Here is a 14199-nt window from a genome sequence, read left to right as displayed (position 1 = left end):
AAGAGACGAGGGGGGGCCGGGCGCGGGCCACCCCCGTCCTGGCCGCTCGCCTCGCCGGCGGTGCCCCGGAACTCCGCGTACCGCACCAGCCGGTCCCGCAGGGTGGCGAAGGTGAACGGCTTCAGCACGTACTGGACGACGCCCAGCGACACGCCCTCCCGCACGACCGTCAGGTCCCGCGCCGACGTCACCGCTATCACGTCGGTGTGATGTCCGGCCGCCCGCAGCGAACGGGCCAGCTGCAGCCCGTGCACGTCCGGCAGGTGCAGGTCCAGCAGGAGCAGGTCCACCGGCGTACGGTCCAGCAGGCGCCGCGCCTCCGCCCCGGTGTGCGCCTTGCCGACGGCCGTGAACCCGGGGACCCGGCCGACGTACATCACGTGCGCGTCGGCGGCGACCGGGTCGTCCTCGACGACCAGGACGCGGATGGGCTGCTCCTCGGTCATGCGGAGCCTCCCGAGTCCGGTCTGCCCGCCACGGCGGCCGGCGCCGCCGTGCCGCTCCCGGCATCGCCCAGCGGCAGCCGCGCCTCGAAGCGGGCGCCGCCGCCCTCGGCCTCCGCGACCGTGAGGGTGCCGCCGTGCCGTCGCACCGCCTGGCGGACCAGAGCCAGGCCCAGGCCCCGGCCGCCCTCACCGGACGGCTTCGTGGAGAAGCCCCGCTGGAAGACCAGGTCGGCATGGGCGGGATCGACCCCGGCCCCCGTGTCCGACACCCGCATCACCAGCCCGGAACCGTCCCCCGCCGCCTCGGTGTACGCCGCCACCGTCACCCGCGAGGGCACCGCGCCCTGCGCCGCGTCCACCGCGTTGTCCACCAGGTTGCCCAGGATCGTCACCAGGTCCCTGGCGGGCAGCGACGGCGGCAGCAGACCGTCGTCCAGCCGGCTCTCCCGCGACACCACCAGCTCCACTCCCCGCTCGTTCGCCTGCGCCGTCTTGCCCAGCAGCAGCGCCGCCAGCACCGGCTCGCCGACCGCCGCCACCACCTGGTCGGTGAGCGCCTGCGCCAGCTCCAGCTCGGCCGTCGCGAACTCCACGGCCTCCTCCGCGCGCCCCAGCTCGATCAGCGAGACGACGGTGTGCAGCCGGTTCGCGGCCTCGTGCGCCTGCGAGCGCAGCGCCTGCGTGAACCCGCGCTCGGAGTCCAGCTCACCCGTCAGCGACTGCAGCTCGGTCACGTCCCGCAGCGTCACCACCGTGCCCCGCCGCTCACCGCCGGAGACCGGCGAGGTGTTGACGACCAGCACCCGCTCGGCCGCCAGGTGCACCTCGTCCACCCGGGGCTCCGACGCCAGCAGCGCCCCCGTCAGCTGCGCCGGCAGCCCGAGCTCCGCCACCGAGGCGCCCACCACGTCACCGGTCACGCCCAGCAGCTCCCGTCCACCGTCGTTGATCAGCGCGACCCGGTACTGCCCGTCCAGCATCAGCAGCCCCTCGCGCACCGCGTGCAGCGCGGCCTGATGGTAGTCGTGCATCCGGCTCAGCTCGTCCGCGTTCATGCCGTGCGTGTGCCGGCGCAGCCGGGCGTTGATCACGTACGTGCCGACCGCGCCGAGCAGCAGCGCCCCGGCCGCCACCCCCGTCAGGGCGGTGAGCTGTTCCTGCGCCCGCTTGCTGATCTCCTCGACCTTGATCCCGGCGCTGACCAGTCCGACCACCCGGTCCCCGTCCAGGACCGGCGTGACCGCCCGCACCGAGGGCCCGAGCGTGCCCGTATAGGTCTCGGTGAAGGTCTCGCCCCGCTGCGCGCGCTCGATGTGCCCCTGGAAGGGGTGGCCGATTTGCGCCGGGTCGGGATGGGTCCAGCGGATGCCGTACGGATCCATGATCGTCACGAAGTCCACGTCCGTGTCCCGCATGACCCGCACCGCGTAAGGCTGGAGCCGCGCCGTCGGATCCGGCGTGCCGATCGCCGCCACCACGGACGGCGAGTCCGCGATGGCCAGCGACACCGCCCTGGCCTGCCGCCCGGCCGCGTCCTCGGCCTGCCCCCGGTCGCTGATCCAGCTGAACAGCGCGTACCCGACCACGACGACCGCTATCAGCACGGCCTGCATGGCGAAGAGCTGCCCGGCCAGGCTTCGGGGTCTCGGGACGTGGAGGTGCATGCGGCCAGTCTCCCTCCTGGCCGGATTGTGAACTCAATGAACGCAAGGGTGACCGCCCTCACACGCCGGGAGATAGTCACCGCATCCCCGATACAAACCCCCGGACGTGAGCCGCACGCCGGTGATGCCGACGACGTCGTCAAGGAGGGCCGCCGTGACCAGCAAAGCCGCTACGGCACCTGCCGCACCCAAAGCCAAGCGGGACCGCACGCACTATCTCTACATCGCGGTGATCATCGCGGTCGCCCTCGGTATCGCGGTGGGTCTGATCGCTCCGGACTTCGCCACCGAGCTGAAGCCCCTGGGCACCGGCTTCGTGAACCTGATCAAGATGATGATCTCGCCGATCATCTTCTGCACGATCGTGCTGGGCATCGGATCGGTGCGCAAGGCCGCCAAGGTCGGCGCGGTCGGCGGGATCGCCCTGGTCTACTTCCTGGTGATGTCGCTGGTGGCGCTCGCCATCGGCCTGATCGTCGGCAACATCCTGGACCCGGGCACGGGCCTCGCGGTGACCGACGCCGTCAAGGAGACCGGCCAGGCGCAGGTCGACGCGGAGGCCAAGGGCACCGTCGACTTCCTGATGGGCATCATCCCGACCACCATCGTCTCCGCGTTCACCGCCGGCGAGGTCCTGCAGACCCTGCTGATCGCCCTGCTGTGCGGCTTCGCCCTGCAGGCCATGGGGTCCGCCGGACAGCCCGTCCTGCGCGGCATCGAGCACATCCAGCGACTGGTCTTCCGCGTCCTGGCCATGATCATGTGGGCCGCCCCGGTCGGCGCCTTCGGTGCCATCGCGGCCGTCACCGGATCGGCCGGCGTCGACGCGCTGAAGAGCCTGGCCGTGCTGATGCTCGGCTTCTACGTGACCTGCTTCCTCTTCCTCTTCCTCGTGCTGGGCGCGATGCTGCGCCTGGTCGCCGGGGTGAACGTCCTCTCGCTCTTCAAGTACCTGGGCCGCGAGTTCCTGCTGATCCTGTCCACCTCCTCCTCGGAGTCGGCGCTGCCGCGCCTGATCGCCAAGATGGAGCACCTGGGCGTCAGCAAGCCGGTGGTCGGCATCACCGTCCCGACCGGCTACTCCTTCAACCTCGACGGCACCATGATCTACATGACCATGGCCTCGCTGTTCATCGCCGACGCCATGGGTACGCCGATGTCCATCGGCGAGCAGATCCCGCTGCTGCTCTTCCTGCTGGTGGCCTCCAAGGGCGCCGCCGGTGTCTCGGGAGCCGGTCTCGCCACGCTGGCCGGCGGTCTCCAGTCGCACAAGCCCGCCCTGGTGGACGGCATCGGCCTGATCGTCGGCATCGACCGCTTCATGAGCGAGGCCCGCGCCCTGACCAACTTCGGCGGCAACGCGGTGGCCACGGTCCTGATCGGCACCTGGACCAAGGAGATCGACAAGGACCGGGTGAACGAGGTGCTCGCCGGCCGGGCCCCCTTCGACGAGAAGACACTGCTGGACGACCACCACGGCGCAGACGGCGCCGACGAGGCACCGGACCTGCCCGAGCAGGGCGGCGAGAAGGAGCTGGCGCGGGCCTGACCCGAGGCCCGGCCCGCACCCTCCGGGCGGCTGAGGTGCTCCCCCCGTTGCTCAGCCGCCCGGTCCCTCCAGCAAGCCGCTCGGTCCCCCTCCCGCAAGAGGCCCCGCGCCCCCCGGCGCCGGGCCTCTTGCCTTGACGTCCGGGTCAACGCCTACGTTCGTGCCATGCGAATCGGCGAGCTGGCCGCGCGGGCCGGGACCACGACGCGGACGCTGCGGTACTACGAGTCGCGCGGGCTGCTGCCCGCGCGACGCACCGGCAACGGTTACCGGACGTACGACGAGGACGACCTGAGGCTGCTGCGGCAGATCAGGACGCTCCAGGACTTCGGGTTCGACCTGGAGGAGACCCGGCCGTTCGTGGAGTGCCTGCGCGCCGGGCACCCCGAGGGCGACTCGTGCCCGGCGTCCCTCGTGGTCTACCGGCGCAAGCTGGCGCAGCTGGACGCGCTGATCGAGGAGCTCACGTCGGTGCGGGCGCAGGTCGGCGCCCAGCTGGCGCGGGCCGAGGCGGCGGTTCCGGGGGGCCCGGAGCCCAAGTGCGAACTGGGAGGACACGCATGACGAGCAACGGGGTGCCCGAGGTGACGGACGCGGAGTTCGGCAGCGAGGTGCTGGGCAGTGAGCTGCCGGTTCTGGTGGAGTTCGCCGCGGACTGGTGCCCGCCGTGCCGGCAGATGGCGCCGGTGCTCAGCGCCCTGGCCGAGGAGGAGGGCGACCGGCTGCGCGTGGTGCAGCTGAACGTGGACCGGAATCCGGCGACGACGAACGCCTACAAGGTGCTGTCGATGCCGACCTTCATGGTGTTCCGCGGGGGTGAGCCGGTGAAGTCGATGGTGGGCTCGCGGCCCAAGCGGCGGCTCCTGGCGGAGCTGGCCGACGTGCTCTGACCCGCACGCCCTACGAGAAATCCCCCGAGCAATTGCGCTCGGGGGATTTCTCTGCGTATATTCGGGGATTCATGACTTCAAGGAAATGAGGTCATGAAGAAGTTCAGTGAGCACAGTATATCCGGGCGGGAGTGGAATTGTCAAACACCGAATTTCCGGACGATGAATTGCGACACGAGCAGGAATTCGTCGACGGACTCTACGCGCGCGTGGACGCGCTGCGCGGCGACACCGAGGTCTCGGTCACGGACGCACTCGCGCAGGGCAACACCCCCCAGCAGGCCAGGCTGGAGCGGGACATCCTGGTGGCCGAGCGCTCCGGCCTGCTCGCCGCGCTCAACGCGGTGGACGGCTCCCTCTGCTTCGGCCGGATCGACCTCGCCTCCGGGGACGTCCACCACATCGGCCGTATCGGGCTGCGCGCCGACGACGCCGAGCGCACGCCGGTCCTGATCGACTGGCGGGCCGACGTCGCCCGCCCCTTCTACCTGGCGACCGGCCACACCCCGATGGGCCTGCGCCGCCGCCGGCACCTCGCCACCGAGGGCCGTCGGGTCGCCGCCCTGCACGACGAGATCCTGGACCTCGGCGACCAGACGCGGACCGGTCACGAGGACCCGTCCGGCGACGCCGTGCTGCTCGCGGCGCTGAACTCCGCGCGCACCGGCCGCATGGGCGACATCGTGCAGACCATCCAGGCCGACCAGGACCGCATCATCCGCGCCCCGCACCGGGGCGTGCTGGTCGTCGAGGGCGGCCCCGGCACCGGCAAGACCGCCGTCGCCCTGCACCGGGCGGCCTACCTGCTCTACGAGCACCGCGAACTGCTCGCCAAGCGCGCCGTCCTCATCGTCGGCCCCAACCCCGCCTTCCTCGGCTACATCGGAGAGGTGCTGCCCTCCCTGGGCGAGACCGGCGTCCTGCTGTCGACGGTCGGCGAGCTGTACCCGGGCGTGCGGGCCACGGCGACGGACACCCCCCGGGCGGCGGCGGTGAAGGGCCGCGCGGACATGGCCGACGTGCTCGCCGAGGTGGTCCGGGACCGGCAGGCGCTGCCCGACCCGGTGATCGCGATCGAGCACGACCGCGAGATCCTGATGCTCGACGACGACCTGGTGAACGTGGCCCGTGAGCGCACCCGCGCCGCGCGGCTGCCGCACAACGCGGCCCGCGAGCACTTCGAGGGCCACATCCTCAACACCCTCACCGACATGGTCGCCGAACGCATCGGCACCGACCCCTACGACGGCTCCAACCTCCTCGACCCCAGCGACATCACCCAGATCCGCGACGAACTCGCCGAGAACCCCGAGGTCTGGTCCGCCGTCGACCAGCTGTGGCCGCGCCTGACCCCGCGCCGCCTGGTCGCCGACTTCCTCGCCGCTCCCGAGCCGTTCCTGTCCGCCGAGGACGCGGCCGCCGTCCGCCGCCCGGTCACCCGGCACTGGACCGTCGCCGACGTGCCGCTGCTGGACGAGGCCGCGGAACTGCTCGGCGTGGACGACCGGGTGGCCCGCTCCCGCGCCGAGCGCGAGCGGGCGGAGCAGATCGCCTACGCGCAGGGCGTGCTGGACGTGTCGTACGCGTCCCGGACCTACGAGTTCGAGGACAAGCACGAGGACGACGCCGAGGTCCTGTCCGCGCACGACATCATCGACGCCGAGCGGTTCGCCGAGCGCCAGGAGGAGGACGACCACCGCAGCGCCGCCGAACGCGCGGCGGCCGACCGCACCTGGGCGTTCGGGCACATCATCGTCGACGAGGCGCAGGAGCTGTCGCCGATGGCGTGGCGGCTGCTGATGCGGCGCTGCCCGACCCGCTCCATGACCCTGGTCGGCGACCCGGCGCAGACCGCGGAGGCGGCCGGGGTCGGTTCCTGGTCGAAGATCCTCGCCCCGTACGTCGAGGACCGCTGGGAGCACACCCGGCTGGGCGTCAACTACCGCACCCCGGCCGAGATCATGGACGTGGCGGCGGCCGTCGTGCGGGCCGAGGACCCGGAGTTCGCGCCGCCGAGTTCGGTGCGCTCCACGGGCGTACGCCCCTGGGTCCGTGCCACCGGAGACCTCCCGGCCGCCGTCGCCGAGGCCGTCCGGGAGCTGACCCCCGAGGAGGGGCGCCTCGCCGTCATCGCCCCGCGCGAGCTGCACCGGGTCCTGGCCGCCCGGCTGGACGGGGTGACGCCGGGTGCCGAGCCGGACCTGACGCGGACGGTCGTCCTGCTCGACCCGCGCCAGTCCAAGGGCCTGGAGTTCGACTCCGTCCTCGTCGTCGAGCCGGGCCGCTACGGCACCAGCGACCTCTACGTGGCCCTCACCCGCGCCACCCAGCGGCTCGGCGTCCTGCACACCGGGCCGCTGCCGAAGGGGCTGGTGGACGCGGCCGCATAGGCGACCGCGCATTCGGCTCCCGGTCCTCAGCCGCCCGCCGCCAGCGCGTCGCCCAGTCCGGTGCGTTCGTACAGGACTTGGCGGCCCTGCCGGCGGGCGCTGAGCAGCCCGGCCTCGCGCAGCACGGTGAGATGCGAGGAGACGGAGGACGGCGCGAGGTCCAGCTGCCGGGCGAGGCCGGTCGTGGTGGCGGGGACGACGAGCGAGGCGAGTATGGCGGCCCGTCCGCGCCCCAGCAGCCGCGTGAGGGTGATCCCGGTGGGTGCCACCGGTTCGGTCCACAGGTCGACGATGCCGCGTGTGGGGTAGACCAGCGCGGGCTGCCAGGGCGCCTTGAACGTCCCGATCACGTGGGGCCAGATGAAGACGCTGGGCATGAGCACCAGGCCCCGCCCGCCCAGGTGCCGCTCGTGGTCGGTGTGGTCCCGGACGGTGAGGGTCCCGGCCCGCCAGGTGCAGAGGGGGCTGATCTCCGGGAGCAGCTCACCGAGCCCGTGTTCGGCGAGCCGCCTGGTGCGGAAGGTGATGTCGGCCTCCAGCAGGGCGCGCATCCGGGGCCACTCGGGTTGGACGAGGCGGGTCCAGATCTGCTCCAGTACGTCGGAGACCTCGCGGAGCATGACGGCGGGGTCGCGCAGCCAGCCCCGGTCGCGGGCGGCGGCGAGGGCGCGCGGGGCGGCCTGCAGCGAACGCAGGGTTTCCTCACGCGCGAAGAGCGGATCGGTCGCCCGCACCTGGGCGATCTCCTCTTCGAAGGTGGCCGCCGGGGCGGCCGGGGGCGGGCACAGCCAGCCGGGTGTCGGTCCGCGCTGCGGCATCAGCAGCCGCAGCGGCGTCAGGTCCATGGCCGCCGCCTGTCGGTGGGTGCGCCGCAGCCACGGCCGCTGATAGGCCTGGCGGTCCGGCCGATTGAGCACGTGGGCCGCCGCCTGGGTCTCCCACAGCGCGGAGTGGGCGAACCGGCAGTTGAGGTAGTCGGTCTCGTCGAAGTGCAGGCGCGTCGGCATTGTTCCCCGTGGCAGATGCGTCGAGTGGTCGCGCACTTGTTTGTTTCCCTTGGGGCTATTTTGTCATGCCTGGGTCACGGTGGCCGATCCGGCGCGCCGAGGATTCGCCTCTGCCCGAATGTATTGGTGTACCTGCCAAAGACGTCAAGACTCGTCGGATCCTGCCTCTTGGGCGCGACTCACGAAAGGCTTTCGAATGAGGCGAGCACTACCCCGCCTGCGCGTGGCCGTCGGCACCGCGCTGGCCGGAGCGCTGCTGTCCGTGGTCCTCCCGGCCGGTCATCCAGTGGCCGCCCCGGCGGCCGACGACCCCGTGCCGACGCACGAAGGCATGCCCGACGACGGCTTCGCCGACGAGCACGAGGGCGAACAGGACGACACCGTCGGCCCCGACAGCCCGCCGGCCGCCACCGCCGCCCCGGCCGATCCGGTCCCGGGCCGCCCGGGCGACTTCCGGCTCGAAGCCGGCTCCAGCCTGACCGGACGCGTGGACCAACTGGACGCGGCACTGCCCAAGCAGGGCCTGACCGAACTGATGGAGCAGGCCAACCGCTCCTCGGGGCGCGGCGCCGCGGACTGCGGTGCCAGCGACGTCTACGGCTCCGACCTGCCCCCTGGTGACCGGGTGTGCTGGCAGAGCGACGACCTGATCTCCTCGGAGTGGATCCCCCAGGCGATCACCGGCGTCTCCGACGCGCAGGAGGACGAGGACTGGGGCACCTCGAACGCCGAGCCGATCGCGGTCGGTTCGTACGACGCCGCAAACCCCGGGCGCAGCGACTACGTCGCCGGCCGGGGCAACTGTGTGAAGGCGAGCGCGTCCGACGCCTGCAACGAGAAGGGCGTCCGCGTCACCTTCTTCAACCAGGCCACCAAGAAGTACCGGCACGTCCTGCTGGTCTGGCCCTACGTCAACGCCTACGACCACATATCCTTCGACGCGCTGCACGCGCGTGAAGGGCTGTGCAACGACGTCGTGACCGAGGACTGCGACGCGCAGAACGGCATCCATGCCGGTGGCATGGTCTGGTACGGCAACTACCTCTACGTCGCCGACACCGCGAACGGCATGCGCGTCTTCGATCTGCGCAAGATCATGGACCTCAACCCGGACAACGACTCCGGCACCGAGGACGAGATGCAGGACGGCCTGCCCAGCGACCTGACGGACAAGAAGCGGATCGGACGGCAGAGCAACGTCTGGTACGCCTACGGCTACCGCTACGTCATGCCGCAGGTCGCGACGCTGAAGTTCACGACGGCCCGCAACGGCGGTGACACCTCCGAGAACCAGTGCTACAAGACCGGGCGCCCCAAGGCTTCGTACGTCTCCCTCGACCGCACCGACACCGACCACTTGGTGCTGGGCGAGTACTGCAACGCCAAGGGCGGAGACAGCAACGGCCGCGTGGCCACCTACCCCATGGACGCGCTCACCGCGGCCGTCGAGGGCGCGTCCGGCAAGGTCGCCGACGCCGACAAGGCGTACGGGCTGCCCACCGGCGGCTCGTTCGGCGACGAGCAGCTGTGGCACAAGATCCAGGGCGCGATGCGGTACGAGGGAAAGTGGTACTTCCACCGCAGCAACGCCTACGACAACGGCCGCCTGCTCCAGGCCACCGTCGACGGGGATCGGTTGGCCGGCAATCCCAAGGCGCTGCAGAGTTCGATCGGACCGGAGGATCTGTACCTGGCCCACGGCAGGGGTGACGGATTCGCCCCCCGCCTGTGGTCGCTGAGCGAGCACGCGCCGAGCAAGTGCAATGCCTGCGACCGGGAGTTGTACAGCTACCCGATGAGTGACGTGGTCGGCGGCTTCGGCTCCTGACCTGCCCGGGGCCCGAGGGGAGGGCCTCGACCCGGGGGAAGGGGTCCCCGGCCGCCGCCGGCGGCCGGGGACGCGGCGTCACGCCGGACGCAGCCACACCGTCGCCAGCGGCGGCAGGGTCAGCCGCACGCTCGCCGGCCGGCCGTGCCAGCCCTGCGGCTCCGGCTTGACCGGGTCCGGGTTGCCCACGTCGCCGCCGCCGTAGCGCGCGGCGTCGGTGTTGAGCACCTCGTGCCAGGCGGGGATGTCGTCCGGGACGCCGAGGCGGTAGTCGGCGCGGACGACCGGGGCGAAGTTCGACACGGCGAGCAGCGGGGTGCCGTCGGCGTCCAGCCGCAGGAACGCGAGCACGTTGTCCTCTGCGGCGTCCCCGACCACCCAGGCGAACCCGGACGGGTGGGTGTCGAGCCGCCACAGCGCGGGTGTGGTCCGGTAGACGGTGTTCAGGTCCCGCACCAGGTCCCGCACGCCCCGGTGGTCCGCCGCCGCCCCGTACTCCGGGTCGAGGAGCCACCAGTCGGGGCCGTGCGCCTCGGACCACTCGGCGCCCTGCGCGAACTCCTGCCCCATGAAGAGCAGCTGCTTGCCGGGGTGGGCCCACATGAAGGCCAGGTACGCCCGCTCGTTGGCGCGCTGCTGCCACCAGTCGCCGGGCATCTTCGACACCAGCGACCGCTTGCCGTGCACGACCTCGTCGTGGGATATCGGCAGCACGTAGTTCTCGCTGTACGCGTACACCATGGAGAAGGTCATCTCCCCGTGGTGGTACCTGCGGTGCACCGGCTCGTGGCCCATGTACTGGAGCGAGTCGTGCATCCAGCCCATGTTCCACTTCAGCCCGAACCCGAGCCCGCCGAAGCCGCTCGGCCCCTTGTGGTGGGTGGCCCGGGTGACCCCGTCCCAGGCCGTCGACTCCTCGGCGACGGTCACCACGCCCGGCACCCGCCGGTACACGGTGGCGTTCATCTCCTGGAGGAAGGCCACCGCGTCCAGGTTCTCCCGGCCGCCGCGCTCGTTGGGCGTCCACTGCCCCGGCTCGCGCGAGTAGTCCAGGTAGAGCATCGAGGCGACCGCGTCGACCCGCAGCCCGTCGATGTGGAACTCCTCGCACCAGTACACGGCGTTCGCCACGAGGAAGTTGCGCACCTCGCGCCGCCCGAAGTCGAACTCCAGCGTCCCCCAGTCCGGGTGCGCGGCCCGCAGCGGGTCGGAGTGCTCGTACAGCGGGCGCCCGTCGAACTCGGCCAGTGCCCAGTCGTCGCGGGGGAAGTGCGCCGGCACCCAGTCCATCAGGACACCGATGCCGGCCTGGTGCAGCCGGTCGACCAGGTACTTGAAGTCGTCGGGCTCGCCGAGCCGGGCGGTGGGCGCGTAGAAGCCGGTGACCTGGTAGCCCCAGGAGCCGCCGAAGGGGTGCTCGGCGACCGGCATCAGCTCGACGTGCGTGAAGCCGAGGTCGGCGACGTACGCGGGGAGCTGTTCGGCCAGCTCCCGGTACGTCAGCCCCGGCCGCCAGGAGGCCAGGTGGACCTCGTACACCGACATCGGGGCCTCGTGCGCGGGCGCGTCGGCGCGGCGGGCCAGCCACTCCTCGTCGCCCCACGTGTAGTGCGAGGCGTGGACGACGGAGGAGGTGGCCGGCGGGACCTCCGTGGCGCGGGCCAGCGGATCGGCGCGGAAGGTGCGCGAGCCGTCGGCGCGGGTGATCTCGAACTTGTACAGCTCGCCCGCGCCGACACCGGGCAGGAACAGCTCCCACACGCCGGTGGCGCCGAGCGACCGCATGGGGTGGCCGGTGCCGTCCCAGAAGTTGAAGCCGCCGGCCACCCGGACCCCGCGCGCGTTCGGGGCCCACACCGTGAAGCGGGTGCCCGCGACGCCGTCGTGCGTCATCGGGTGCGCGCCGAGCGCCTGCCACAGCTGCTCGTGCCGGCCCTCGCCGATCAGGTGCAGGTCCAGCTCGCCCAGCGTGGGCAGGAAGCGGTACGGGTCCTCGACCTCCTGCACCGTCTCCTCGTACGCCACGCGCAGCCGGTGCAGGGGGACCTCCCGCAGGGGCAGCAGCCCGGAGAAGAAGCCGTCCCCGTCGTCGTGCAGGCCGACGCGCAGGTCGCCGGAGAGGACGGTCACCTCGCGGGCGTACGGCCGCAGGGCCCGGAAGGCGACCCCGCCGGGCACCCGGTGGGCGCCGAGCACGGAGTGGGGGTCGTGGTGCGTGCCGGCCAGCAGCCGCTCCCGGTCGCCGGCGTCCAGGGAGGGGGAGACGGCGATCTCGACGGCGGGAGCGGTGACCTTCCGGGCGGCGGGCTTCTTCGCGGCGGACTTCCTGGCGGACGGCTTCTTGGCGGCGGCCTTCTTCGTCACGGCTGTCTTCGTCACGGCCTTGTCCGCCGGGGCCTTCTTCGTGGCGCTCTTCTTCGTCGCGGTCTTCTTCACGCCGGCCTTCGCCGTCCCGGCCCCCTCGGTCGTCTTGGCGGTCTTCTTCGAGGGCGCCTTCTTCGCGGCGGCCTGCTTGCCGGTCGTCTTCTTCTCGGCCGCCTGCTTGGCGGCCGTCTTCTTCGGGTCGGGACCGCTGGACGAGGGGCGGGGGGTCACGGGGGGAGCCTCCTGGGCGAGTGGGAGCAACAGCGGGGGCGTCAGGCCGGTTCGGGTGCCGACAGGCGGCGGACCGCGGTCAGCGGCACCGGGAGCCAGTCGGGACGGTGCCGGGCCTCGTACAGGACCTCGTAGACCGCCTTGTCGGTCTCGTAGGCGCGCAGCAGCACCGGATCGGTGCGCGGGTCGGCGCCGCCGGCCTCCGCGTACCCGGTGCAGTAGGCCGCCCGGCAGCCCGCGGCCCACCCCGGTACCGGGGCCTCGGCCGAGTGCTCCGCGTAGTCGAAGGAGCGCAGCATCCCGGCGACGTCCCGCACCGTCGGCTGCGGCAGCCGCCGCTCGGCCAGCGGTTTCGCGGGCTCCCCCTCGAAGTCGATCAGCGACCACCGTCCGGTGGGCGAGCGCAGGCACTGGCCGAGGTGCAGGTCGCCGTGGACGCGCTGCGCGGTCCAGGTGCGGCCCTCGGCCGCCAGGTCGCCCAGCGCGGTGAAGGCGGTGCGCAGAGCGGGCGCGTACGGCCGCAGCAGGGGCACCGCCCGTGCGGCCTCCTCCAGCCGCGCGATCATGCCGTCGGCGAGCTGCCGCACCTGGGCGTGGCCGAGGGTGACGGTCGGCAGTGCGCGGGCCAGCGCGGTGTGCACCTCGGCGGTGGCCCGGCCGAGCGCCCGCGCCTCGGCGGCGAAGTCCTCGCCCTTGGCCAGTTCGCGCAGCGCCAGCTCCCAGCCGTCGGTCGCGCCCTGCAGGTACGGCTGGAGCACACCCAGCACCCAGGTCCGGCCCTCCAGGTCGGCCGTCATCCAGCCCGCCGGGGCGGGCACCCGGGCGCTGCCCTCGCGGGCCAGCGCCAGCGGCAGCTCCAGGTCGGGGTTGACGCCGGGCACGATCCGGCGCAGCACCTTGAGAATGAACGTATCTCCAAACACGACCGACGAGTTCGACTGCTCGGCGGTCATCAGCCGCGGCACCAGGCCGGCGCGTATCTCCCGGTCCTCCTCCCGCTCGAAGCGGAGCCCGCCGATACGGGCCCCGGTGCGCATCGCCTCCAGGAGCACCTCGGCGGGCCGGGTGTCGTACAGGGCGTCGTAGGCGGTGCGGCCTGCCGACGGGCCCTCGGTCACGTGTCCGATCAGTGCGGGCGCCAGCCGGGGCGGCAGCGCCTCGCGCGTGCCTATGAGCAGCTGGTAGCAGTCGCCGGGTTCCTCGGGCGCGCCCGCGGCCGGGGCGGACTGCTGGTGGGCGCGGACCAGCACGTGGTGGAGGCCGAGACGGGAGTCGGCGGGGAGCAGCTCGGTGGCGGCGACCAGCGAGAACCCGGTGACCGGGCGACCCTTGCCGGCGAACCAGCGCTGCCGTGGCAGCCAGTCCCGCAGAAGTGGATCGAGAGACGCTAGGAGGCCCGGCGGGCTCGTGACGGTACGTGTGACGGCTTCCGGCATGGCGTAGCGTCCTTTCCCCGGATCGTCGGGGTGTTACTGATGCGTGCCCCGGGCGGGGCGGTGGAAACCGTCCCGCCCGGGGGGCTCGGTCAGACGGCGTCCTTGCGGAGCCGGAACCAGTAGAAGCCGTGGCCTCCGAGGGTCAACAGGTACGGCAGGTCGCCGACCGCGGGGAAGCGGACTCCGCCGAACAGCTCCACCGGGTGGCGTCCCCCGAAGGCGCTGAGGTCGAGTTCGGTGGGCTGCGCGAACCGCGAGAAGTTGTGGACGCACAGCACCAGGTCGTCCTCGTACTCCCGCAGGAAGGCCAGGACCGCCGGGTTGGAGGAGGGCAGTTCCGTGTAGGTGCCCAGGCCGAAGGCCGGGTTCTGCTTGCGGATCTCGATCATGCGCC

11 protein-coding genes are annotated in these 14199 nt (G+C 72.3%); 5 read left to right on the top strand and 6 right to left on the bottom strand.

Going from position 1 to position 14199, the window contains the following annotated elements; all coding sequences use genetic code 11:
- Both DMH12_RS31635 and DMH12_RS31630 read right to left on the bottom strand, forming a co-directional pair.
- A partial coding sequence (locus DMH12_RS31635; protein WP_125494826.1) for a response regulator occupies window positions 1–446 on the bottom strand: 446 nt, incomplete at its 3' end.
- Window positions 443–2110 carry a sensor histidine kinase gene (locus tag DMH12_RS31630; RefSeq protein WP_125494825.1) on the bottom strand — a complete coding sequence of 556 codons (1668 nt, stop codon included), beginning with the start codon at window positions 2108–2110 and terminating at the stop codon, window positions 443–445. The genes DMH12_RS31635 and DMH12_RS31630, both read right to left, overlap by 4 nt.
- 154 nt (window positions 2111–2264) lie before the next feature.
- On the opposite strand from DMH12_RS31630, the gene DMH12_RS31625 reads away from it, so the two are divergent.
- From DMH12_RS31625 to DMH12_RS31610, 4 genes are all read left to right on the top strand, one after another.
- Window positions 2265–3659: a cation:dicarboxylate symporter family transporter gene (locus DMH12_RS31625; RefSeq protein WP_125494824.1), complete on the top strand. Its 1395-nt coding sequence runs from the start codon at window positions 2265–2267 to the stop codon at window positions 3657–3659.
- Between the two features lie 165 nt (window positions 3660–3824).
- A complete protein-coding gene (locus tag DMH12_RS31620) occupies window positions 3825–4223 on the top strand; it encodes a MerR family transcriptional regulator (protein WP_122616302.1) in 399 nt (132 codons plus the stop codon).
- Between the two features lie 11 nt (window positions 4224–4234).
- Window positions 4235–4549, top strand: coding sequence for a co-chaperone YbbN (locus DMH12_RS31615; protein WP_125494827.1), 315 nt, complete (start codon window positions 4235–4237; stop codon window positions 4547–4549).
- A gap of 167 nt (window positions 4550–4716) precedes the next feature.
- Window positions 4717–6939 (top strand): AAA family ATPase, encoded by a 2223-nt coding sequence (locus DMH12_RS31610; protein WP_260474411.1) that lies wholly within the window; start codon window positions 4717–4719, stop codon window positions 6937–6939.
- Between the two features lie 26 nt (window positions 6940–6965).
- Here DMH12_RS31610 and DMH12_RS31605 read toward each other — a convergent pair whose 3' ends face one another.
- Window positions 6966–7946, bottom strand: coding sequence for a DUF5937 family protein (locus DMH12_RS31605; RefSeq protein ID WP_125494822.1), 981 nt, complete (start codon window positions 7944–7946; stop codon window positions 6966–6968).
- A 223-nt stretch (window positions 7947–8169) separates the two neighbouring features.
- Here DMH12_RS31605 and DMH12_RS31600 point away from each other — a divergent pair, with 223 nt between their 5' ends.
- A complete protein-coding gene (locus DMH12_RS31600; RefSeq protein WP_125494821.1) occupies window positions 8170–9774 on the top strand; it encodes a hypothetical protein in 1605 nt (534 codons plus the stop codon).
- 78 nt (window positions 9775–9852) lie between these two features.
- Here DMH12_RS31600 and glgB read toward each other — a convergent pair whose 3' ends face one another.
- The 3 genes from glgB to DMH12_RS31585 form a co-directional block, all read right to left on the bottom strand.
- The gene (glgB, locus tag DMH12_RS31595) at window positions 9853–12369 is read right to left on the bottom strand and encodes a 1,4-alpha-glucan branching enzyme (RefSeq protein ID WP_185832669.1); all 2517 of its coding nucleotides are present in this window, start codon (window positions 12367–12369) and stop codon (window positions 9853–9855) included.
- Between the two features lie 41 nt (window positions 12370–12410).
- The gene (locus DMH12_RS31590) at window positions 12411–13805 is read right to left on the bottom strand and encodes a maltokinase N-terminal cap-like domain-containing protein (RefSeq protein ID WP_125494820.1); all 1395 of its coding nucleotides are present in this window, start codon (window positions 13803–13805) and stop codon (window positions 12411–12413) included.
- 89 nt (window positions 13806–13894) lie between these two features.
- Window positions 13895–14199, bottom strand: a 305-nt coding sequence (locus tag DMH12_RS31585; RefSeq protein ID WP_185832668.1) for an alpha-glucosidase C-terminal domain-containing protein, incomplete at its 5' end; no start/stop codon positions are given.

The organism is Streptomyces sp. WAC 04229 (assembly GCF_003947455.1).
In the GTDB taxonomy this organism is placed as follows: Bacteria; Actinomycetota; Actinomycetes; order Streptomycetales; family Streptomycetaceae; genus Streptomyces.
Note: the sequence above shows the minus strand (reverse complement) of the source record. Positions and strands in the feature narration are given on the sequence as shown.